Here is a 22,514-nt window from a genome sequence, read left to right on the forward strand (position 1 = left end):
GATCAGGGGCGGTGCCGGGCCTGCTTCGGCAAATATCTGAACTCTGCGCCAGAGGTCTGTCCCAACAGGTAGAACCCGGCGCCGACGTCCATCCCAACAGGGCGCCATTCTGCATCCTGATGAGGAGAACCCTGCCGTGGCCAAGAAACCCACCGTAAAGCGAAGCGATCTGGCTGGCACCAACACCACCGACCGCAGCAACCGCAACGAGAAGATCGAGCAACTGGAGCCTTACCGCGAGGACGCCACGGGGGAGGCGCTCACCACCAATACCAACGTGCGCATCGCCGACAACCAGAACAGCCTGCGCGCAGGGGAACGCGGACCTTCGCTGCTGGAAGACTTCATCCTGCGGGAGAAGATCACCCACTTCGACCATGAGCGGATTCCCGAACGCATCGTGCATGCCCGGGGCGCTGCGGCCCATGGCTATTTCGAGTGCTACGAGGATTGGAGCCCGCTGACCAAGGCGGCGTTTCTCGGCAAGGCGGGCCTGCGTACGCCCGTGTTCGTGCGCTTCTCCACCGTGCAGGGGCCGCGTGGCTCGGCAGACACGGTGCGCGATGTGCGCGGCTTCGCGGTGAAGTTCTATACCGAGGAGGGCAACTACGACCTGGTTGGCAACAACATGCCGGTGTTCTTCATCCAGGACGCCATCAAGTTTCCCGACTTTGTCCACGCAGTGAAGCCCGAGCCGCACAACGAGATTCCCACCGGCGGTTCGGCCCACGACACCTTCTGGGACTTCGTCTCGCTGACGCCGGAGTCGGCGCACATGGTCATGTGGGCCATGTCGGACCGCGCCATTCCGATTTCCCTGCGGCATATCCAGGGCTTTGGCGTGCATACCTTCCGCCTGGTGAATGCGGCGGGCGACAGTGTGTTCGTCAAGTTCCACTGGCGGCCGAAGTCCGGCGTCTGCTCGCTGGTCTGGGACGAGGCGCAGAAGCTGGCCGGCAAGGACGCGGACTTCCACCGCCGCACCCTGTGGGACGACATCGAAAGCGGCGACTACCCCGAGTGGGAGCTGGGCGTGCAGGTAATCGCCGAAGCGGACCAGGACAAGTTCGATTTCGACCTGCTCGATCCCACCAAACTGGTGCCCGAGGAGCTTGTCCCCGTGAAGTTGCTGGGCCGCATGGTGCTGAACCGCAACCCGGACAACTTCTTCGCCGAAACCGAGCAGGCGGCGTTCCACCCCGGCCATGTGGTGCCGGGCATCGATTTCAGCAACGACCCGCTGCTGCAGGGGCGGCTGTTTTCCTATACCGACACCCAGCTGTCGCGCCTTGGCGGGCCGAACTTCAACCAGATCCCGATCAACCAGCCGCTGTGCCCGTTCCACAACAACCAGCGCGACGGCCTGCACCAGCACATGCTGCACAAGGGCCGAGCCGCCTACGAACCCAATTCCATCGACAACGGCTGGCCCAAGGAAACCCCGCCCGCCGCGCGCCAGGGCGGTTTCGCCAGCTACCCGGAAACCATGACCGGCACCAAGGTCCGCGTGCGGGCCGATTCCTTCGCCGACCATTTCACCCAGGCCGCGCTGTTCTACCACAGCCTCAGCGAGGCGGAGCAGGGCCATGTGGTTTCGGCCTATGCGTTCGAGCTGTCGAAGGTCGAGCGAATGGCGATTCGCGAGCGCGAGGTCAACCAGATTCTCGCCAATATCTGCCCGAAACTGGCCGAGCGCGTGGCCCAGCGTATCGGGGTGAAACTCACCAACAGGAAGGCCAAGGCTCCGCAGCCCAAGCCATCGCCGGCCTTGAGCCAGGCGAACCTGCTGGCCGGCGATATCCGCTCCCGCAAGGTGGCGATCCTGGTCGCCGATGGCGTCAACGAAAGCGACGTCAAGGGCTTGCAGGATGCGCTGAAAAAGGCGGGGGCGAGCGCCAAGCTGATCGGCCCCAGTGCCGCGCCGGTAAAGTCCGAAACGGGTTCGGCGCTGGTGCCCGATGCCAGCTGGGACGGGCTGCCGTCGGTGGCTTTCGACGCAGTGTTCGTGCCCGGCGGCGCGAAATCCGTGCAGGCCATCGGTAGCGATGGCCGCGCGCTGCACTACCTGCTGGAGGCGTACAAGCACCTCAAGCCGCTGGCATTCGCCGGCGACGCCGGGAAGCTGCCGGCGCAGCTCGGCCTGCCGGTGGATGAAGGGGTGATCGACGGCAAGTCCGCCAAGGAAGTGTTCGGCAAGTTGCAGAAGGCCTTGCTGCAGCACCGCATCTGGGGCCGCGAGGCCCATGCCGGGAAGATCCCTGCCTGAGCGGAGGGGCGGCGGCCGATGCTGCCGCCCCGTGCCCACCGGGCAGTCAACCTGAACTCCAGCCGCTGGTTCGGCTCAACCGGCCGACAGCATTTGTCCGAGAACCGTAGGAGAGTCGCCATGACTGAACGACGCCAGCAACACATCGAGATCGACGATACCGAGGACCGCATGGGCAGCGTGCGCGAACTCGACTTCGAGAAACAGCCGGAAGGCCGCATTGGCGACGAGCGCTCGCCGCAGGAGGTGGAGCGCGAATTCCCACCGCAGCGCCGCCGCGAGATGGGCATGACCGGCGGCGAGACGCTGGGCGACAGCGCCGTCGAGGATGGTGTCAGCATGGATGACCTGGCACCGGAAACCCTGATCGACGAGGACGGGACCGAGTCCCCGCTCGATCCGCCGTCCGGCAAGCCGGCAGACCGCGACCTGCGCATCGTTCGCGGCAGCGAGATCGGCGCGGGCGGCGGGCTGGACGAGGCAGAGGAAGGCCGTGTGCACCCGCTGGACGGCAAACCCTGGGACGCCTCGGACCCCGACGAGGAACAGTGATCCGTGGCCGGGGCCAAAGCCGTCACGGACAGCACCCTGAAGGAATACGCGCGCAAACGCGACTTCAGCGGTACTCCCGAGCCGCAGGGCGAAACGCCGGCGGACCGGGAAGGGGAGGCTGCCTTCGTCGTGCAGAAGCACGACGCCAGCCATCTGCATTACGACTTCCGCCTCGAACTCGATGGCGTGCTCAAGAGCTGGGCGGTGCCCAAGGGCCCCTGCCTCGACCCCAGCGTGAAGCGCCTGGCCATCGAGGTGGAGGATCATCCGCTGGACTACGCGGGCTTCGAAGGGCATATCCCGGAAGGTCATTACGGTGCCGGCGACGTGATCGTCTGGGACGAGGGCCGCTGGATACCCATTGGCGATCCCCACGAAGGCCTCGGCAACGGCCATCTCAAGTTCCGCCTGGCGGGCAGCAAGCTCACCGGCAGCTGGAACCTGATCCGCACCCGCATGGCCGGGCGGCAGCCGCAGTGGTTCCTGATCAAGGGGCGGGATGACCAGGCACGGGACTACCCGCGCTACGACATCCTCGCCGAGCAGCCGCTGAGCGTCGTCACCGGAAAGGCATTGCCCAGCGAGGTTGCGCAGCGCAAGCAGGCTTCGGTAAAGCGCGCCGGGTCGGTGCAGCCTGCGAAGAAAAGAGCGGCGGGGAAGGCCAGCCTGCCGGCGGCCATTTCTCCCGAACTCGCCACTCTGGTGGACTCGCCACCGGCAGGCGACTGGCGCTACGAGATCAAGCTCGATGGCTACCGCCTGCTTGCCCGCCTCGACGGCGACCAGGTCAAGTTGCTGACCCGCAACGGCCACGACTGGTCGAAGAAGCTGCCTGAACTGTGCGCGGCGCTGGCGGCATTGCCGGTGACGTCCGCCTGGCTGGACGGCGAGATACTGGTGATGGACGAGGAGGGCCGCCCGGACTTCCAGCGCCTGCAGAATGCCTTCGACGCCGAGGTCTCGGCGCCCATCCACTACACGTTGTTCGACCTGCTCTGGCTGGATGGCGAGGATTACCGCAACAAGTCCCTGGAGCAGCGGCGCCAGGCGCTGGCACAGGTCCTGCGCGGCAATGGCGATGATCGCCTGCGTTATTCCGAGGACTTCACCGACGACCCGCGCAGCATCCTCGACAGCGCCTGCCGGCTCGGCCTGGAAGGGCTGATTGGCAAGCGTGCGGGCAGCCTGTATACGGGGAAACGCTCCTCCGACTGGATCAAGCTCAAATGCAAGCGCCGGCAGGAGTTCGTGATCGTCGGCTATAGCGAACCCAAGGGCTCGCGCTCATCTTTCGGCGCCTTGCTGCTCGGGCTGCACGACGAGAATGGCGAGCTGCGCTACGCCGGCAAGGTGGGCACCGGTTTCAGCGCGGCCAGCTTGAAGAGACTGCATCAGCAGTTTCAGCCGCTGCAGCGCAAGACCTGCCCGCTGCGGGAGCCGCCCAAGGGGGCCGAGGCCAAGGGCGTGACCTGGCTGCGTCCGGAGTTGCTGGGCGAAGTTGCCTTCGCCGAGATCACCCGTGAAGGCAGGGTGCGCCAGGCGGTGTTCCACGGTCTGCGCAGTGACAAGCCGGCTGAGGCGATAGTCGAGGAAAAACCGAAGAAGGCTGCCCGCGCCGGCTCCACCAGACCCGCGCGCTCGAACAGCGGCAATGTCCTGGAAGGCGTGACCGTCACCCATCCCGAGCGAGTGGTCGATCCCACCAGCAAGCTGCGCAAGATCGATGTGGCGCACTACTACGACAAAGCCGCGGAATACCTGCTGCCCTGGCTGGCCGACCGCCCGGTGTCCCTGGTGCGGGCGCCCGATGGTGTAGCGGGCGAGCAGTTCTTCCAGCGCCATGCCTCGCGTACCGGGATCCCCGGCGCCGAACAACTGGACCCGCAGCTTGACCCCGGTCACGCACCGCTGCTGCGCATCGCCTCGGCCATGGCGCTGGTGGGCGCCGCGCAGATGGGCGCGCTGGAGCTGCATACCTGGAACGCCGCACTCGATGACCTGGAGAAACCCGACCGCTTCGTCCTGGACCTCGACCCCGATCCGGCGCTGCCCTGGCAGCGGATGATCGAGGCGACCCAGTTGACCCTCACATTGCTGGATGAACTGGGCCTGACGGCCTTCCTCAAGACCAGCGGCGGCAAGGGCATGCATATCCTCGTGCCGCTGCAGCGGCACCATGGCTGGGATGAAGTGAAGGACTTCGCCCATGCCATCAGCCGACACATGGCCCAACTGATGCCGGACCGCTTCAGCGCCGTATCGGGGCCGAAGAACCGTGTCGGGAAGATCTTCATCGATTACCTGCGCAACAGCCGGGGCGCCAGCACGGTGTGCGTGTGGTCGGTACGTGCACGGGAGGGGCTGCCGGTCTCGGTGCCGATCAGCCGTCATGAGCTTGCCAGGCTCAAGTCGGCACACCAATGGACACTCGCCAACATCGACGAGCGTCTGGCGGCTTCGGACCCCTGGGCCGACTGGGCGAAGACCCGGCAACGGTTGAGCGCAAAGATGCGCGGCAAACTGGACGGCTGAGGAAGTTAAAACACCTCCCGGCTCAGGCGGCTTTTCGCAAGGCGTCGATCAGTTGCTGCTTGCGCATACTGGAGCGCCCGGCGATGTGCCGGGTGCGCGCACAATTGAGCAGCTCGGCCTTGGTCATGGATTCCAGCGGCTGGTCGGGGCGCGGCACGCCGTGTTTGCTGGCAACGGCGCGACGGGCCGAGCTCTTGCGTGCAGCGGCCTTGGCGGTGGCGCTTTTCTGCTGGCCCGAACCGCCTTTGCGCTCGCCGCCGCCGGACTGCTTGTTCACGGTCGCCCAGGCTCGCGCCTCGGCTTCCGCCCTGGGTACGCCGCGCTCTTCGTAGCTTTCCTCGATGTGCTCGGCCTTGCGCTTCTGCTTCTCGGTGTACTTGCCTTTGTCGCCGCGTGGCATGACGGTTCTCCTGTCTCTGATTACCTGGCAGCCCTTTGCCAAGGGCCACATGAGGGGAGAAACCGCTCGTCGCCGATGGTTCGGCGTTTCTGATGAACGGGCCGTGCCGGTCGGCGAAAAGGTCTGAACTCATGGATTTCGCCGGGGACTGATGCACTGGACGCCTCGCGTACCCGCAGCCACTGGCAACCAGAGGAGACGGCAATGGCCCTGGACAGCATTCCCGATCAGTCGGAAGTCGAGACCTTCAAGCATGCGGTGCTCACCCGCCTGCGCTACGCAGTCGGCAAGGACCCGGCCGACGCCTTCGACCACGACTGGTTCGAGGCGGTGGCCCTGGCCGCACGCAAATACCAGGTCGACAACTGGGAGGAGACCACCCGCGCCATCGACCGCAGCGCCCGCAAGCACGTCTACTACCTGTCGCTGGAGTTCCTCATCGGCCGCCTGCTGATCGACAACCTGAGCAACCTGGGGTTGCTGGAGGTGGCGCGCCAGGCCCTTTCGGAGCTGGGCGTGGACCTCGACCGCGTGCGCCTGCTGGAGCCCGACGCCGCGCTGGGCAACGGCGGCCTGGGGCGGCTCGCCGCCTGCTTCATGGAGAGCATGGCGACGCTGGACATCCCCGCCCACGGCTACGGCATCCGCTACGAGCACGGCCTGTTCAAGCAGGTGATCGGCGACGGCTGGCAGCAGGAGCACACCGAAACCTGGCTCGACTTCGGCAACCCCTGGGAATTCGAGCGGCCCGAGTGCAGCTTCAGCGTCGGCTTCGGCGGCAGCGTCCACAGCGAGCGCGATGCCCATGGCGTCGAACGGCAGCGCTGGGAACCGGCCGAGCGCGTGCGTTCGGTGGCCTACGACATGCCGGTGGTGGGCTGGCGTACCGCCAGCGTGAACACCCTGCGCCTGTGGCGCGCCCGTGCCGAGGAAACCCTGCGGCTGGACCGCTTCAATGCCGGCGACCACCTGGGGGCGGTGGCGGATACGGTGCGTGCGGAAAGCATCTCGCGGGTGCTCTACCCGGCAGACAGCACCGAGGCGGGCCAGGAACTGCGCCTGCGCCAGGAGTTCTTCTTCGTCAGCGCCTCGCTGCAGGACCTGATGCAACGCCACCTGGGGCAGGGCGAGGACGTCTTCGGCCTGCCCGAACGGGTGGCCATCCAGCTCAACGACACCCACCCGGCCATCGCCGTCGCCGAGCTGATGCGCCTGCTGCTGGACGAGCGCAGCCTGGACTGGGACGACGCCTGGGCGCTGACGGTAGCGACCCTGTCCTATACCAACCACACGCTGCTGCCCGAGGCGCTGGAATCCTGGCCGGTGAGCCTGATGGAGCGCCTGCTGCCACGGCACATGCAGATCATCTACCTGATCAATGCCTTCCATATCGACGCGCTGCGTGCCAAGGACATCCACGATTTCGCCCTGCTGCGCTCGGTCTCGCTGATCGAGGAAGACCACGGCCGCCGCGTGCGCATGGGCAACCTAGCGTTCCTCGGCTCGCACAGCGTCAACGGCGTGTCGGCGCTGCACACCGACCTGATGCGCGAGACGGTGTTCCGCGACCTGCACCGGCTCTACCCGGAGCGGATCAGCAACAAGACCAACGGCGTGACCTTCCGCCGCTGGCTGTTCCAGACCAACCCGGAACTGACCCGGCTGCTGATGGAAAACCTTGGCGCCGAGGTACTCGACGAGCCCGAGAAGCACCTGCCGGCGCTGGCCGAGCTGGTGGAGAAGTCCTCGGTGCGCCAGCGCTTCGCCCAGCAGCGGCGCAATGCCAAGGAACGCCTGGCGGCGCTGGTCGAGGAGCGCCTGGGTGTGCGCATCGACCCGGATGCGCTGTTCGACGTTCACGTCAAGCGCATCCACGAATACAAGCGCCAGTTGCTCAACCTGCTGCATACCGTGGCGCTCTACCAGGACATCCGCAACGACCCCACCACCGACCGCGTGCCACGGGTGAAGATCTTCGCCGGCAAGGCCGCGCCCAGCTACACGGTGGCCAAGCTGATCATCAAGCTGGCCAACGACATCAGCCGGATGGTCAACGGCGATCCCACGGTGCGCGGCCGGCTCAAGGTGGTATTTATCCCCAACTACAACGTCAGCCTGGCGGAATCGATCATCCCGGCGGCGGACCTGTCCGAGCAGATTTCCACGGCGGGGCTGGAGGCCTCCGGCACCAGCAACATGAAGTTCGCCCTCAATGGCGCGCTGACCATCGGCACGCTGGACGGCGCCAACGTCGAGATGTGCGAGCGCATCGGCGCGGAAAACATGTTCATCTTCGGCCTCAAGGCCAAGCAGGTGGAGGCACGCAAGCGCGTTGGCGACCTGTCGATGCATGCCGAGATCGTCGCCTCGCCGCGGCTGGAGGAGGCGCTGCGGGCGATCAGCTCCGGGGTGTTCTCACCGGACGATCCGCAGCGCTATACCGGCCTGGTCGATGCGCTGGTCAGCGACGACCGCTTCCTGGTCTGCGCCGATTTCGACGCCTACTGGGACGCCCAGGAAAAGGTCGAGGAGCTTTGGCGCAAACCGGCGCGCTGGTGGAAGGCCTCCATGCTCAATACCGCCAGGGTCGGCTGGTTCTCCTCGGACCGGACCATCCGGGAGTACGCCAGGGATATCTGGAAGGTGCAGGCCGGGGAGGACTGAGCCGTCACCAGAAACCGCCGGCATGCCGGCGGGAGGCGTAGTCCAGGTGCAGCGCGAAAGCCTCCTGGAAGAACTCCAGCAGGCGGGTGTCGAGCACCCTCTCGTTGAGCGAAGCGATGGAGCCGACCACCCGCTGCACGTCGGCTTCGGTCTCGCCGCAGCGGTTCTCATGGCACAGCCGCTGCGTGCTCGGGTCGGCGCTGATGCGACAGACGCAGTCGGCTGCCTGGCAGGCGTCGCGCACGGACAACACCAGTTCGGGCAGGTCGCGCCGACCTTCCCGCAGCTCGACGCTGCACTCCAGGCCGTGGTCGCGGGCGAACTCGCCGGCTCGGGCGAAGGCCGGCAGGGCGACCTCCACGAGGGCGTTCTGGTACTCGTTGGCGAAACGCTTGGGGTCGATGCTCATTCCGGTCTCCTGTGTTGAAGGTGCGTTGGCCGGCAGTGCTGCGCCGGGTATGAGCGATGGACCGCGCCGATGGCGAGGTGCACGGATTTTCCGCCGGGCGGTGGAATCGCCGGCGAATTTTCAGCAAACCAATTGCGCGGTCGGCGGGTCTGCACCCTTAAGAGGGACTGCGGAGCCTGTCATGGACACGCTGGATCGCATCTGGGTAACGCTGGTCGCCGAATTCTCCGACCTGAGCGAAGTCGAGCAGATCACCCGCGCCTCGCTGCGCCTGACGCTCGCCGTGGTGCTGGGCGGCGTGGTCGGCTACGAGCGGGAAAGCCAAGGCAAGGCCGCCGGCTTGCGTACCCACATGCTGGTCACCCTGGGCGCTGCGCTGTTCGTGATGGCGATCCACGAGGGCGGTGCGCAGGCCGATGCGGTCAGCCGGGTGATCCAGGGGATCGCCGCCGGCATCGGCTTCCTTTGCGCCGGTACCATCCTCAAGGGCAGCCAGGTGTCCGAGGTGAAAGGGCTGACCACCGCCGCCGGGTTGTGGCTGAGCACGGCCATCGGGATCAGCGTCGGGCTTGGGCACTCCGCCACGGCAGTGCTGGGTACGCTGCTCGCGCTGCTGGTGCTGCATGTTCTGCCACGCTGGCTGGAACGCAACCGACCGCCTACCGAACAGGCGGCGAGAGAGGACCGCGATGTTCCGTGAATTCGCCCAGGCCTGTGCCTGGACCGATGCGATGCTGGAGAACGGCCGCTATACCGGCCTGATCGAGTACCAGGTGACCCGCCAGGGCGCGCCGGTCGAGGTGCTCTGGGTCTATGCACCCGGCAGCCGCAACGTGTCGGAGGCGGAGTGGCAGGCGCAGCGCATGCTCGAGCGGATCAGCGATATCGACAGCGCCGGCCGCGTGCATTTCGACGACGGCATCATCCTGCAGGAGAGTTACCCATGGCCCGTGTGATCTGGAAAGGCGCCATCAGCTTCGGCCTCGTGCACATCCCGGTGGCGCTCAACAGCGCCGCGCGTTCCAGCGCCACCGACTTCGACTGGCTGGACGAGCGCAGCCTGGAACCGGTGGGCTACAAACGGGTGAACAAGATCACCGGCAAGGAGGTGCCCAGGGAACACATCGTCAAGGGCGTGGAGCTGGAGAAGGGCCGCTACGTGGTGATCAGCGAAGAGGAGATTCGCGCCGCGCGGCCCGAGGCGACCCAGACCATCGACATCCTCGGCTTCATCGAGATCGGCGAAATTCCCGTGGCGTTCTACGACTCCCCGTATTACCTGACGCCCGAGAAGCGCGGCGAGAAGGTCTACGTGCTGCTGCGCGATACCCTGAGGAAGACCGGCAAGGCGGCGGTCTGCCAATTGGTGATGCACAGCCGTCAGCACCTGGCGATGCTGCGCGACGACGGCGACGCCATCCTGCTGATGACCCTGCGCTGGCCGGCGGACGTGCGCGAAGTGGACGAACTGGGCCTGGCGCTGGACAAGGTCAAGCTGGACAAGCGCGAAACCGAGATGGCCGAACGCCTGGTCAAGGACATGAGTGGCCGCTGGTCGCCCGCGGATTACCAGGACGAGTTCAGCGCGGAAATCCACCGCCTGGTGGAGCAGAAGGCCGCCAAGGGCCAGCTGGAGAACGTGCCGCAGGCGCAAGCGAAAGCCAGCGAAGGCGCCGACATCATCGACCTCACCGAACTGCTCAAGCGCAGCCTCAAGGGCGCAGAAAAACCGCGCAGCGCCGCCAGCTCCGCGAAGAAAACGACCCCTACGCCGGCGAAGAAGAGTGCCACGAGCAAGGCCGCGCCCAGGCGCAAGAGTTCCTGAAACGACCACTGGCGCAATTAGCCTGAACTTGCCGAAGCCCTGCCGTTCCCAATGCCTGTAGCGAGCAATCCACCCACGAGCGCGCATCCGGCGCGCACCGCAGCGAGGAGGGCGCCGCGATGGAACTGGAGAATCCGGCCGATCGGGCCGAGGTTGCCGCCAACGAGGCGCGCATCGTCATCGAAGAGGTAGCGCCGCGTCTGGAAGGTGGGCGCTTCGCCGCCAAGGCCATCGCCCACCGGGCCTCGCGCATCCATGCGCGCATCTTTGCCGATGGCCACGACAAGCTGGCCGCCGAAGTCGCCTGGCGCGAAGGCAAGGGTCAGCCCTGGCAGAAAACGCCCCTGCAGCACCTGGGCAACGATCACTGGGAGGCCGATATCACGCCGACCCGAATTGGCCGCACGGAATTCATCGTCCTGGCCTGGATCGACAGCTACGCCAGCTTCCGCTACGAACTGGAGAAGAAATACGCCGCCGGCCAGCTGCTGGACCTGGAGTTCCGCGAGGGCCTCGACCTGTTCCAGGAGGTACTGCACAACGCGCCACAGGAGGGTGCGGCGGAGCTGGGCGAAATCCTCCACAGCCTGCAGGACACCACCGAGCGGGAGGCGCGTTTCGGCCTGTTCATGGCCCCGCGGACCCTGGAGCTGATGCAGCGCGCCGAACACCGCCCGCACCTGACCCGCAGCCTTACCTTCGAGCTGGACGTGGAGCGCCCGCTGGCCGGGTTCGCCAGTTGGTACGAGCTGTTCCCGCGCTCGGAAAGCCCGACACCCGGCCAGCACGGCACCTTTGCCGACGTTCACCGGCGGCTGCCGGAGATCGCCGCCATGGGCTTCGACGTGCTGTATTTCCCGCCCATCCATCCCATCGGCCGCACCCACCGCAAGGGCCGCAACAACAGCCTGCAGGCTGGCCCCGACGACCCTGGCAGCCCCTACGCCATCGGCAGCGAGGAGGGCGGCCATGACACCGTGCACCCCGAGCTGGGCAGCCTGGACGACTTCCGCGCACTGGTGGACGCCGCCCGCGGGCACGGCCTGGAGATCGCACTGGATTTCGCCATCCAGTGCTCGCCGGACCACCCCTGGCTGCGCGAGCACCCCGGCTGGTTCAGCTGGCGCGCGGACGGCAGCATCCGCCACGCGGAGAACCCGCCGAAGAAGTACGAGGACATCGTCAACGTCGACTTCTACGCCGCCGACGCCATTCCCGGTCTCTGGCTCGGCCTGCTGGGTGTGGTGCAGGGCTGGGTGGAGCAGGGCGTCAACCTGTTCCGCGTCGACAACCCGCATACCAAGCCGCTGCCGTTCTGGGAATGGCTGATCGCCGAAGTGCGCCGCGAGCACCCGCAGGTGATCTTCCTCGCCGAGGCCTTCACCCGGCCGGCGATGATGGCGCGCCTGGGCAAGGTCGGCTTCAGCCAGAGCTACACCTACTTCACCTGGCGCAACACCAAGGCGGAGCTGGAGGAATACCTCACCGAACTGAATCAGCCGCCGCTGCGCGACTGCTACCGGCCGAACTTCTTCGTCAACACGCCGGACATCAATCCCTACTTCCTGCAACGCTCCGGCCGCGCCGGCTTCCTCATCCGCGCTGCCCTGGCGACCATGGGCTCGGGGCTGTGGGGGATGTATTCGGGGTTCGAACTGTGCGAGGCCGACCCGGTGCCGGGCAAGGAGGAGTACTTCGACTCCGAGAAGTACCAGCTGCGCCAGCGCGACTACTACGCGCCCGGCAACATCGTCGGCGAGATCACCCGGCTCAACCGCATCCGCCGCGAGAACCCGGCGCTGCACAGCCACCTGGGCTTCCAGGCCTATCCCGTCTTCAACGACAACATCCTGCTGTTCGGCAAGCGCAGCGCCGACCTGGCCAACTTCATCCTGGTGGCGGTCAGCCTCGATCCGGAGAACGCCCAGGAGGCGGACTTCGAGCTGCCGCTGTGGGAATTCGGCCTGCCCGATGACGCGCCCATGGGTGGCGAAGACCTGATGAATGGTCACCGCTGGACCTGGCACGGCAAGCGCCAGTGGATGCGCATCGAGCCCTGGCACCTGCCGTTCGGCATCTGGCGCCTGCATCCCGAGCAATGACTTCCAGGAGCGCGACCATGGCCAAGCGCAAGACCCGCCCCTTTCTCGATGACCCGCTCTGGTACAAGGACGCGGTCATCTACCAGTTGCACGTAAAGTCCTTCTTCGATGCCAACAACGACGGCATCGGCGATTTCCGCGGCCTGATGGAGAAGCTCGACTACATCGCCGAGCTGGGCGTGAACACCCTCTGGCTGTTGCCGTTCTACCCCTCGCCACGGCGTGACGATGGCTACGACATCGCCATGTACAAGGGCGTCCACCCGGACTACGGCACCCTGGCCGACGCCCGCCGCTTCATCGACGCGGCGCACCAGCGCGGCCTGCGGGTGATCACGGAACTGGTGATCAACCATACCTCCGACCAGCACCCCTGGTTCCAGCGCGCGCGGCGGGCGAAGAAGGGCTCGCAGGCGCGCAACTGGTACGTCTGGTCCGACGATGACAGCAAGTACGAGCAGACGCGGATCATCTTCATCGACAGCGAACAGTCCAACTGGACCTGGGACCCGGTGGCCGAGCAGTACTTCTGGCACCGCTTCTACTCGCACCAGCCGGACCTCAATTTCGACAATCCCCAGGTGCTGCGCGCAGTGCTCGGGGTCATGCGCTACTGGCTGGACATGGGTGTCGACGGCCTGCGCCTGGACGCCATCCCGTACCTGATCGAACGCGACGGCACCAACAACGAGAACCTTCCCGAGACCCACGTGGTGCTCAAGCGCATCCGCGCCGAGCTGGATGCGCATTACCCGGACCGCATGCTGCTGGCCGAGGCCAACCAGTGGCCGGAGGACACGAGGCCGTATTTCGGCGCAATGGACGGTGCCACCGAGGGCAGCACCGGCGACGAATGCCACATGGCCTTCCACTTCCCGCTGATGCCGCGCATGTACATGGCCATCGCCCAGGAAGACCGCTTCCCGATCACCGACATCCTGCGCCAGACGCCGTCGATTCCGGACAACTGCCAATGGGCGATCTTCCTGCGCAACCACGATGAGCTGACCCTGGAGATGGTCACCGACGACGAGCGCGACTACCTCTGGAACTACTACGCCGCCGACCGCCGCGCGCGCATCAATCTGGGTATTCGCCGCCGTCTCGCCCCGCTGGTGGAGCGCGATCGCCGGCGCATCGAACTGCTCCACAGCCTGCTGCTGTCGATGCCCGGCACGCCGACCCTGTACTACGGCGACGAGATCGGCATGGGCGACAACATCTACCTGGGCGACCGCGACGGCGTGCGCACACCGATGCAATGGTCGGTGGACCGCAATGGCGGCTTCTCCCGCGCGGACCCCGCCAGCCTCGTGCTGCCGCCGATACTCGACTCGCTCTACGGCTACCAGAGCGTCAACGTCGAGGCCCAGGCGCGCGACCCGCATTCGCTGCTCAACTGGATGCGCCGCATGCTGGGTGTCCGCAAGCAGCAGAAGGCCTTCGGCCGCGGCAGCATCAGCATGCTGTCACCGCCCAACCGGCGCATTCTTGCGTACCTGCGCCAGTACCGCCCGGAGGGCGAGGGCTCCAGCGAGGAGAGCATCCTCTGTGTCGCCAACCTGTCCAGTGCCGCCCAGGCGGTCGAGCTGGACCTGTCGGCCTTTGACGGCCGAGTCCCGGTGGAAATGCTCGGTGGCTCGTCCTTCCCGCCGATCGGGCGCATGACCTACCTGCTGACCCTGCCGCCCTACGGCTTCTACTGGTTCTACCTGGCCGACAGCCAACAGATGCCGGCGTGGCACGTGAAGCCGGTGGAACGCATGCCCGAACTGCCGACCCTGGTACTGGCCCAGCGCCTGGCGGAGATCGCCAGCGGTGCGCCGCGCGAGCTGCTGGAGAGCGACTCGCTGCCACGCTACCTGCCCAAGCGCCGCTGGTTCGCCAGGGGGCGGCTGGAGGCCGGCAGCGCCCGTCTGCTCTATGCCATGCCGCTGGGTGAGGCCGATGCCGCACCGCTGCTGGCGGAAGTGGAAGTCAATGGCGCGGACGGCGCCGAGCATTACCAATTGCCGCTGGCCGCCGTGCCGGAGAAGGGCGCCGCCGGCAACGATCTGCCCCAGCAACTGGCCCTGGCCCGGCTGCGCCGCGGGCGCAAGGTCGGCCTGCTCACCGACGCCTTCGCCCTGCCGGCGTTCAGCCGCCTGGTGCTGCGCCTGTTGCGCGAGACCTCGACGATGCAGGGCCCCGCGGGCGAGCTGCAGTTCCTGCCGCAGCCGGGACTGCTGCAGTACGGCGACATCGACGATGAAGCGGAAATCCGCGTGCTCAGCGTCGACCAGTCCAACAGCTCCGCGCTGATCGGCAACAAGCTGCTGCTCAAGCTGCTGCGCCGGGTGTTCCCCGGCGTGCACCCGGAAGCCGAGATGGGCGGTTACCTGAGCCGCCGCGGCTTTGCCAACATCGCGCCGCTGCTGGGCGAGGTGCGCCGCATCGACGCCCTGGGCCAGCCGCACACGCTGTTGCTGCTGCAGGGCTACCTGAGCAACCAGGGCGATGCCTGGAGCTGGACCCTGAACCAGCTGGAGCGCGCCATGCGCGACGGCCTGCCGCCGGCAGTGGAAACACCCGGGCCGGAGTTCGATGTCATGGAGGAACTGCGCCTGTTCGCCGGACGGCTTGGCCAGCGCCTGGGTGAAATGCACCAGCTGCTGGCCGAAGCCACCGACGAGCCGGAGTTCGGCCTGCACCGCAGTGGAGCTGTCGACAGCGGGGCCTGGAGCAACAGCATCGGCGCGCAACTCGAACAGGCGCTGGAGACCCTGCGCCACGCACGCGCGAGCCTGGACGAGCAGGGCGGCGCGATGGCCGACTGGCTGCTGGAGCAGCGCGGAGAACTGCTGCAGGCCATCGGCAACCTGGCGCGGCTGGCGGAGGGCGGCGTGATGATCCGCGTCCATGGCGACCTGCACCTGGGCCAGGTCCTGGTGGTGCAGGGCGATGCCTTCCTGATCGATTTCGAAGGCGAGCCGAATCGCCCGCTGGTCGAACGCCGCCAGCGCCACAGCCCGTTGAAGGACGTCACCGGCGTACTGCGCTCCTTCGACTACGCCGCCGCCATGGCCCTGCGCAGCGCCCAGGGCACCGAGGCGCCGGCCGAGGTCCAGGCGGCCAGGGCAGAACTGGCCCTGCGCTACCGTCGCGACGCCCGCGACGCCTTCCTCGAAGCCTACCGGACGGCCGCCGCCGACCTGCCCCACGAGTGGCACGGCCGTGAGGGGGAGGGCGCCGCACTGGCGCTGTTCAGCCTGGAAAAGGCCGCCTATGAAGTGCTCTACGAAGCCGGCCACCGCCCCGACTGGCTGGAAGTCCCCCTGCAAGGGCTGTTCGAACTGGCACGACACTTACTCGGAGGACGCACATGACCCTGCGCAGCGACCTGGACCACCTGCAGCGTGGCGATCACGCCGATCCCTTTGCCTTCCTCGGCCCGCACCGCGACGAAGGCGGCGAGCAGGTGCGCGCCTGGCTGCCGGGTGCGCTGGCAGTGGAATTGCTGTCGCCGCAGGACGAAATCCTCGCCGCCATGGACGCAGTGGACGCCAGCGGGCTGTTCGTCGCCCGCCTGCCGGCCAAGGCGCCGTATCGCCTGCGGATCCACTGGCCGGAGCACGAGCAGGTAAGTGAAGACCCCTACGCGTTCGGGCAGTCGATCAGCGAACTGGACCTCTACCTGTTCGCCGAGGGCAACCACCGCCAACTGGGCAAATGCCTGGGCGCCCAGGCGATGCAGATCGACGGCGTGCCCGGCGTGCGCTTCGCCGTCTGGGCGCCGAATGCGCGGCGGGTGTCGGTGGTCGGCGATTTCAATGGCTGGGACGGCCGCCGCCACCTGATGCGCCTGCGCTATCCCGCTGGCGTCTGGGAGCTGTTCATCCCGCGCCTGCAACCGGGCGAGGTCTACAAGTACGAACTGCTCGGTCCGGACGGCCTGCTGCCGCTGAAGGCCGACCCCATGGCGCTGGCCACCGAAATGCCGCCTGCCACCGGCTCGCGGGTGCCGGACCCGACGCCTTTCCCCTGGCAGGACCAGTCGTGGATGCAGCAACGCGGCGAGCATCAGGGCGTGGATCGGCCGTTGTCGATCTACGAACTGCACGCCGGCTCCTGGCAATGGGTGGAGAACCGCGCGCCGACCTGGGATGAGCTGGCCGACCGGCTGATCCCCTACATCAGTGACCTGGGCTTTACCCACATCGAACTCATGCCGATCATGGAGCACCCCTTCGGCGGCTCCTGGGGCTACCAGCCGCTCTCGCTGTTCGCGCCCACCGCTCGCTACGGCAGCCCGGCCGACTTCGCGCGCTTCGTCGACCGCTGCCACCAGGCCGGAGTCGGCGTGATCCTCGACTGGGTGCCGGCGCATTTCCCCACCGACGCCCACGGCCTGGCGCACTTCGACGGCACCGCGCTGTACGAATACGCGCATCCCTTCGAGGGCTTCCACCAGGACTGGGATACCTACATCTACAACCTCGGCCGCAACGAGGTGCACGGTTTCATGCTGGCCTCGGCGCTGCATTGGCTGCGCGAGTACCACATCGACGGGCTGCGGGTGGATGCCGTGGCCTCGATGCTCTATCGCGATTATTCGCGCAAGGACGGCGAATGGATCCCCAACCAGCACGGAGGCCGCGAGAACCTCGAGGCCATCGAATTCCTCCGTCACCTCAACAGCGTGGTCCAGGCCGAGGCACCGGGCGCGCTGGTGATCGCCGAGGAATCCACCGCCTGGCCGGGCGTCAGCCGCTCCACCGAGGAAGGCGGCCTGGGCTTTGCCTACAAGTGGAACATGGGCTGGATGCACGACAGCCTGGCGTACATCCGCGAAGACCCGATCAACCGCGGCTACCACCACCAGAAGCTGACCTTCGGCCTGCACTACGCCTTCTCCGAGCACTTCATCCTGCCGATCTCCCACGACGAGGTGGTGCACGGCAAGGGTTCGCTGCTGGGCAAGATGCCGGGCGACCGCTGGCAACAGTTCGCCAACCTGCGTCTGTACCTGGCCTTGATGTGGACTCATCCGGGCAAGAAGCTGCTGTTCATGGGCTGCGAGTTCGGCCAGTGGCGCGAGTGGGACCACGACGGCCAACTGGACTGGTACCTGCTGCGCTACGCCGAGCACTTCGGCGCGCAGGCACTGATCCGCGAACTCAACCGGCTGCTGCGCGAGGAACCCGCGCTGCACGCCTTCGACGACCGGGCCGAGGGCTTCCACTGGCTGATCGGCGACGACCAGCGCAACAGTGTCTACGCGTGGCTGCGCCTGGCCGGCGACGGTGCGCCGGTACTGGTCGTGCACAACTTCACGCCGGTGCTGCGCCCGCACTATCTCGTTGGCGTGCCGCTGCCGGGGCGCTGGGAGGTGCTGTTCAACAGCGACGCCGACTCCTTCGGCGGCTCTGGCGCGGGCAGTCGCGGGGTGGTGGAAAGCGATCCGCAGGCATCCCATGGGCCGGCCCAGTCCCTGGCGCTGGACCTGCCGCCGCTGGGCTGCCTGATCCTCCGGCCCGAAGGGCATGGCCAGCCCTAGCGCGGCCTCAAAACGATCGCGGACAGAGTCCGCTCCTACGCAGCCGGCGAACTAGGAGCGGCGGTTTTCGTAGGAGCGGACTCCGTCCGCGATTGGTACGCCCAGGCACCTCGGCACGGCGTGCAGACATCGCAGACGAAGTCCCGCTCCTGCGAGATGCTTCTGCGCTTGGGGCGGCCCTCACCCTAACCCTCTCCCTCAGGAGCGGGGCGCGTAGCCAGGGCTGGGGTGAGGGGAAAGTATCGGCACGGATTCACCAGAAGAAGACAGGTGCTCCTACAAGACCCCTCTCCCTGGAGCATTGGGTCGTGGGGTATTGAAGGCACGGTGAGTGATCGTCGGATCCTACCGACGTCACGAAGCGCGCGCCGCCTCCCGTCGCTCATCCCGGCGCTTGAGCTTCTTCGCGTGGCGCTCCAGCCACAGGTAGACCGCGCAGGCCAGCAGTAGTGGTATGAGGAAATACAGCAGCCGATAGCCGATCAGTGCCGCCACCAGTTCGCCGCGGGAGAAGTGGTCGCGCAGCACGGTGATGAACACGGTCTCAATCACCCCCAGCCCGGCCGGCACGTGCAGGACGACGCCGGCGATGCTGCTGATCATCAGGGTTGCCAGTACCTCCGGGTAGCTCGCCGAAGCGGGCAGCAGGCTGTAGATCAGCAGCGCCATCATCGACCAGTTGCTGGCCCCGAAAATTCCCTGCAGGGCGGCCAGCCGCCAGCTCGGCAGCTTGAGCCGGTAGCGTTTCCAACCCCAGGCGCGGCGGCGGGCAAAGCGGCAGGCCAGCAGGTAGGCGGCGCCCAGCACCAGCAGCAGAACGCCGATGGCCCGCAAGCCACCCTGGCCGAGGGACCAGCTCTGCGGCAGGTCGGGGAAGCCGCAGACGAACAGGCCGCCGGCCAGCAGCAGATAGCCGTACCAGTTGGTGATCAGGCTGAAGGTGAGGATGCGCGTGATGTCCCCGGTACTCATGCCCAGTCGCCCGTAGAGGCGGTAGCGCAGGGCGATGGCGCCGACCCAGAAGCTGAGGTTGAGGTTGAAGGCATTGCAGACGAAGGCCACGGTGAACACCCGCCGCACCGGCAGCGGATGGCCGATATAGAAGCGGCTGAGCACGTCGAAGCTGCTGAAGATGGCGTAGCTGCAGAAGGCAATCAGCATGCCCAGCGCCAGGGTGCTGGGTTTGTACTCGCGCAGCAGGCGGAACACCTCGTCCCAGTCAGTGGCGCGCAGCAGCAGGAACAGCAGCACCGGCAGGGCGATCAGCAGGGCAATGTTGAAAACGCGGTTGGCGCGCTTCCAGAAGCGCTTGCGGTTCATGGCTGCACCTGCGACTGGCCGGGTTCTTCGTCGAGGCTGGCGGGGCTGAGAATCTGCCGGTGCGCCGGCAATTGCCCGGCGATCGCCGGGAAGTGGCGCAGGAAGTGGAAGCTGGCGAATACCAGCGGCGCCCGCCACCAGTAGCCGCGCCGCGCATACTGGCGGGTGACGCGGCGGCAACTCTGGTTGGCCAGTTGCTCCAGGTGGTCGTCCAGCCCGGCGCAGAAGTCGCCGTCCTCGATCATCAGGTTGCCTTCCAGGTTCAGCGACAGGCTCAGCGGGTCGAGGTTGCTCGAGCCCACCGTTGCCCAGCGGCGGTCGGCCACTGCGACCTTGCCGTGCAGCGGGCGGTCGCAGTATTCGTGGATTTCCACGCCATCGCGCAGCAGGGTGTCGTAGAGCAGCTTGCTGCACAGCCGCACCAGCGGCATGTCCGGCAGGCCCTGGAGGATCAGCCGGACCCTGACCCCGCGCCTGGCTGCATTGCGCAGGGCGCGCAACAGGCGGTAGCCGGGGAAGAAGTAGGCGTTGGCGATCAGCAGCCGCTCCTTCGCCTGGCCGATCGCGCGCAGGTAGTGCTGCTCGATCTCGGTGCGGCGGTAGAGGTTGTCGCGGATCGCCAGGCAGGTTCGGCAAGGGCCGGCCACGCCGCTGGGATGCACGGCGTCGGCGGCGGGAATGTCGCCGTACTGGCTGAGCAGCTCCAGGCAGGCGCGGCGGACGTCTTCCACGCCGGGGCCCTCGATGCGCACTGCGTAGTCCTGCTTGGCCATGGTGCCGAAGTCGGCCAGGTGGTCGGCGCAGAAATTGATCCCGCCGACGAAGGCCAGCGCGCCATCGACCACCACGTGCTTGCGGTGCAGGCGGCGGAACAGGTTGGTGCGCATGCCCAGCAGCAGCGGCTGCGGGTCGAACAGGTGCAGGCGTACGCCGGCGTCCAGCAGGCCGCCCAGGTAGCTCGCGTCCAGGTCCGGCGTGCCGTAACCGTCCGCGATCACTTCGACGCGCACGCCGCGCCCGGCTGCATCGATCAGCACCTGGCGCAGCGCGCGGCCCACCTTGTCGTCGCGCAGGATGAAGGTTTCCAGCAGCACCTCGTGCCGCGCCTGCTCGATGGCGCGAAAGACGCTGGGGAAGAAATCCTCGCCATTGATCAGCAGTTCGACCCGGTTGCCGTTGCGCCATACCTCGTTCATAGCGAAACCTCGGCGAGCAGCGGCAGGTGATCGGACAGATGCGGCCAGGGCTTGCGGTTGAGCACCTCGCTCAGGGTGACCCGCAGGTGCCGCACATAGATGCGGTCCAGCCGCAGCAGGGGCCAGCGCGCCGGAAAGCTGCGCGGCTCGCCGCCACTGGCCGGGAATGCCGGCTGCAGGCCGCAGCCGGCCAGAACGCCGGTGGCGCGGCAGCGCCAGTCATTGAAGTCGCCCGCGACGACGACCGGGTCGTTGGCCGGCAGTTCGCCTATCAGGGCGCAGAGCAGCCGCAGTTGCCGTTGCCGCTGTGCTTCGTGCAGGCCCAGGTGCACGCACACCGCGTGCAGGGCGCGCTCGCCGGGCAGGTCGATCTGTGCGTGGAGCAGGCCGCGCTCCTCGGTACCGGCCTCGGAGACGTCGCGATTGTCCCAGCTGCGGATCGGCAGGCGCGAGAGCAGGGCGTTGCCGTGGTGGCCTTCGGGATAGACCGCGTTGCGTCCGTAGGCGAAGGCCGGCCACATGCTGTCGGCGAGGAACTCGTACTGTGGTCCGCTGGGCCAGTTCGGATGGCGTTCGGCGTGCAACTGGTGTTCGCCGTGGACTTCCTGGAGAAACACCAGGTCCGCCGAGGTGGCGCGTACCGCATCGCGTAGTTCGTGGAGGATGAAGCGGCGGTTGAAGGCGTTGAAACCCTTGTGGGTGTTCACCGTGAGCACCCGCAGCAACGTATTGCCCTGTACGGCGGCGGGCACCAGAGGGGTGCGCTCGGCCTGGCTCATGCCCAGTCTCCCGCCGGTTGGCCGGGTTCCTGTCGCCCCGTGAGCTGCACATCGAGCAACCTCATCAGCTTGCTGGCGTCGTAGGGCGCGCGGACCTTGATGTCGTTGTCGAAGTAGCAGAACACCTCGCGCTGCCGGCGATCGCCGCGGGTGGCGCCGTCGAACAGCTCCGCGTCGGCGGGTTGCAGCCCGCGCCGCCAGCGGGCTACACGCTCGCACCAGCGCTGGAGGGCGGCGTCGCCATAGCCGCTGGCGTAGAGTTCCTTGTCGCCGTGCAGGCGCAGGTAGACGAAGTCCCTGGCGGTGAGGTCTTCGCCGTAAGGCCACTTGCGCGGCGCATCGGCGAAGACCAGGGCGACACCGTGCTGCCGCAGCTGCCGGGCGAATTGCGCGCAGGCGAAGCTGGCATGGCGCACTTCCATGGCGTGACGCAGCGGGCGCCGCTTCAGCGACCGGGGCCAGTGCGGCGGCCGACGGCTGGCGGAGGCTTTCGCCAGGTCCAGCGCTGCCTCGCTGGTGCGCGGCAGCAGCGCCAGAAAGGTCTCCACCACGTCCTCGTCGTAGTGCAGGCTGGGCGGCAGTTGCCAGAGCAGCGGCCCGAGCTTCTCGCCCAGCTCCAGGGGGCCGGAGGCGAAGAAGTTGGCGAGGCCTTCCTCGGCATCGCGCAGGCGCCTGATGTGGGTGATGTAGCGCGGGCCCTTGAGGCTGAAGACGAAACCGTCGGGCGTGTCCTGCGCCCACCGGCGGTAATATTCGGGCTTCTGCAGCGAGTAGAAGGAGCCGTTCAACTCGATGCTGTTGAAGGCGCGGGAGGCGTAGCGCAGCTCGTCCTTCTGGCGCAGCCCCTGCGGGTAGAAGTCGCCGCGCCAGGGCGCATAGCGCCAGCCGGAAATGCCGATGTGCAGGGCCTTCATCGGCTCAGCCGGCCGGGTG

At 67.1% G+C, this 22,514-nt stretch carries 16 protein-coding genes; 10 read left to right on the forward strand and 6 right to left on the reverse strand.

Annotation, left to right across the window (positions count from 1 at the left end):
• Positions 1 to 109: 109 nt before the first annotated feature.
• The 3 genes from katE to ligD all read left to right on the forward strand — a co-directional run bounded on the left by katE (position 110) and on the right by ligD (position 5,350).
• Complete coding sequence (katE, locus tag RS899_RS11365) at positions 110 to 2,266, forward strand: catalase HPII (protein ID WP_315810427.1); 2,157 nt, start codon at positions 110 to 112, stop codon at positions 2,264 to 2,266.
• Positions 2,267 to 2,386: 120 nt separating this feature from the next.
• Entirely contained in the window at positions 2,387 to 2,818 is a 432-nt protein-coding gene (locus tag RS899_RS11370) for a phosphotransferase system, HPr-related protein (RefSeq protein ID WP_233299771.1), read from the forward strand.
• Between the two features lie 3 nt (positions 2,819 to 2,821).
• Complete coding sequence (ligD, locus tag RS899_RS11375; RefSeq protein WP_315809959.1) at positions 2,822 to 5,350, forward strand: DNA ligase D; 2,529 nt, start codon at positions 2,822 to 2,824, stop codon at positions 5,348 to 5,350.
• 22 nt (positions 5,351 to 5,372) lie between these two features.
• Here the strand turns inward: ligD and RS899_RS11380 are convergent, their stop codons facing one another.
• Positions 5,373 to 5,750, reverse strand: coding sequence for a Rho termination factor N-terminal domain-containing protein (locus RS899_RS11380; protein ID WP_315809960.1), 378 nt, complete (start codon positions 5,748 to 5,750; stop codon positions 5,373 to 5,375).
• A 204-nt stretch (positions 5,751 to 5,954) separates the two neighbouring features.
• Here RS899_RS11380 and RS899_RS11385 point away from each other — a divergent pair, with 204 nt between their 5' ends.
• Positions 5,955 to 8,414, forward strand: coding sequence for a glycogen/starch/alpha-glucan phosphorylase (locus RS899_RS11385; RefSeq protein ID WP_315809961.1), 2,460 nt, complete (start codon positions 5,955 to 5,957; stop codon positions 8,412 to 8,414).
• Between the two features lie 4 nt (positions 8,415 to 8,418).
• Here RS899_RS11385 and RS899_RS11390 read toward each other — a convergent pair whose 3' ends face one another.
• Complete coding sequence (locus RS899_RS11390) at positions 8,419 to 8,823, reverse strand: hypothetical protein (protein ID WP_315809962.1); 405 nt, start codon at positions 8,821 to 8,823, stop codon at positions 8,419 to 8,421.
• A gap of 181 nt (positions 8,824 to 9,004) precedes the next feature.
• On the opposite strand from RS899_RS11390, the gene RS899_RS11395 reads away from it, so the two are divergent.
• The 6 genes from RS899_RS11395 to glgB all read left to right on the forward strand — a co-directional run bounded on the left by RS899_RS11395 (position 9,005) and on the right by glgB (position 18,286).
• Positions 9,005 to 9,523 carry an MgtC/SapB family protein gene (locus tag RS899_RS11395; protein WP_315809963.1) on the forward strand — a complete coding sequence of 173 codons (519 nt, stop codon included), beginning with the start codon at positions 9,005 to 9,007 and terminating at the stop codon, positions 9,521 to 9,523.
• Entirely contained in the window at positions 9,513 to 9,779 is a 267-nt protein-coding gene (locus RS899_RS11400) for a hypothetical protein (RefSeq protein ID WP_054910687.1), read from the forward strand. The genes RS899_RS11395 and RS899_RS11400 overlap by 11 nt, the downstream gene beginning before the upstream one ends.
• Complete coding sequence (locus RS899_RS11405; RefSeq protein ID WP_315809964.1) at positions 9,767 to 10,648, forward strand: Ku protein; 882 nt, start codon at positions 9,767 to 9,769, stop codon at positions 10,646 to 10,648. Before RS899_RS11400 ends, RS899_RS11405 begins: the two co-directional genes overlap by 13 nt.
• Before the next feature lie 119 nt (positions 10,649 to 10,767).
• On the forward strand, positions 10,768 to 12,750 hold the full coding sequence (locus tag RS899_RS11410; RefSeq protein ID WP_315809965.1) for an alpha-1,4-glucan--maltose-1-phosphate maltosyltransferase: 1,983 nt from the start codon (positions 10,768 to 10,770) through the stop codon (positions 12,748 to 12,750).
• Positions 12,751 to 12,767: 17 nt separating this feature from the next.
• Positions 12,768 to 16,115, forward strand: coding sequence for a maltose alpha-D-glucosyltransferase (gene treS / locus RS899_RS11415; protein ID WP_315809966.1), 3,348 nt, complete (start codon positions 12,768 to 12,770; stop codon positions 16,113 to 16,115).
• The gene (gene glgB / locus RS899_RS11420; RefSeq protein ID WP_315809967.1) at positions 16,112 to 18,286 is read left to right on the forward strand and encodes a 1,4-alpha-glucan branching protein GlgB; all 2,175 of its coding nucleotides are present in this window, start codon (positions 16,112 to 16,114) and stop codon (positions 18,284 to 18,286) included. The genes treS and glgB overlap by 4 nt, the downstream gene beginning before the upstream one ends.
• A gap of 354 nt (positions 18,287 to 18,640) precedes the next feature.
• Here glgB and RS899_RS11425 read toward each other — a convergent pair whose 3' ends face one another.
• From RS899_RS11425 to RS899_RS11440, 4 genes are read right to left on the reverse strand one after another with little or no spacing between them, the layout of a single operon-like run.
• Positions 18,641 to 19,606 (reverse strand): lysylphosphatidylglycerol synthase domain-containing protein, encoded by a 966-nt coding sequence (locus RS899_RS11425; protein WP_315809968.1) that lies wholly within the window; start codon positions 19,604 to 19,606, stop codon positions 18,641 to 18,643.
• Positions 19,603 to 20,802, reverse strand: a complete 1,200-nt coding sequence (gene clsB / locus RS899_RS11430) for a cardiolipin synthase ClsB (protein ID WP_315809969.1) — start codon at positions 20,800 to 20,802, stop codon at positions 19,603 to 19,605. Before clsB ends, RS899_RS11425 begins: the two co-directional genes overlap by 4 nt.
• Positions 20,799 to 21,581 carry an endonuclease/exonuclease/phosphatase family protein gene (locus tag RS899_RS11435; protein ID WP_315809970.1) on the reverse strand — a complete coding sequence of 261 codons (783 nt, stop codon included), beginning with the start codon at positions 21,579 to 21,581 and terminating at the stop codon, positions 20,799 to 20,801. The genes clsB and RS899_RS11435 overlap by 4 nt, the downstream gene beginning before the upstream one ends.
• A complete protein-coding gene (locus RS899_RS11440; RefSeq protein WP_315809971.1) occupies positions 21,578 to 22,495 on the reverse strand; it encodes a DUF72 domain-containing protein in 918 nt (305 codons plus the stop codon). The genes RS899_RS11435 and RS899_RS11440 overlap by 4 nt, the downstream gene beginning before the upstream one ends.
• Positions 22,496 to 22,514 lie beyond the last annotated feature (19 nt).

Source organism: Pseudomonas sp. C9-3 (genome assembly GCF_032392015.1).
In the GTDB taxonomy this organism is placed as follows: domain Bacteria; phylum Pseudomonadota; class Gammaproteobacteria; order Pseudomonadales; family Pseudomonadaceae; genus Pseudomonas; species Pseudomonas nitroreducens.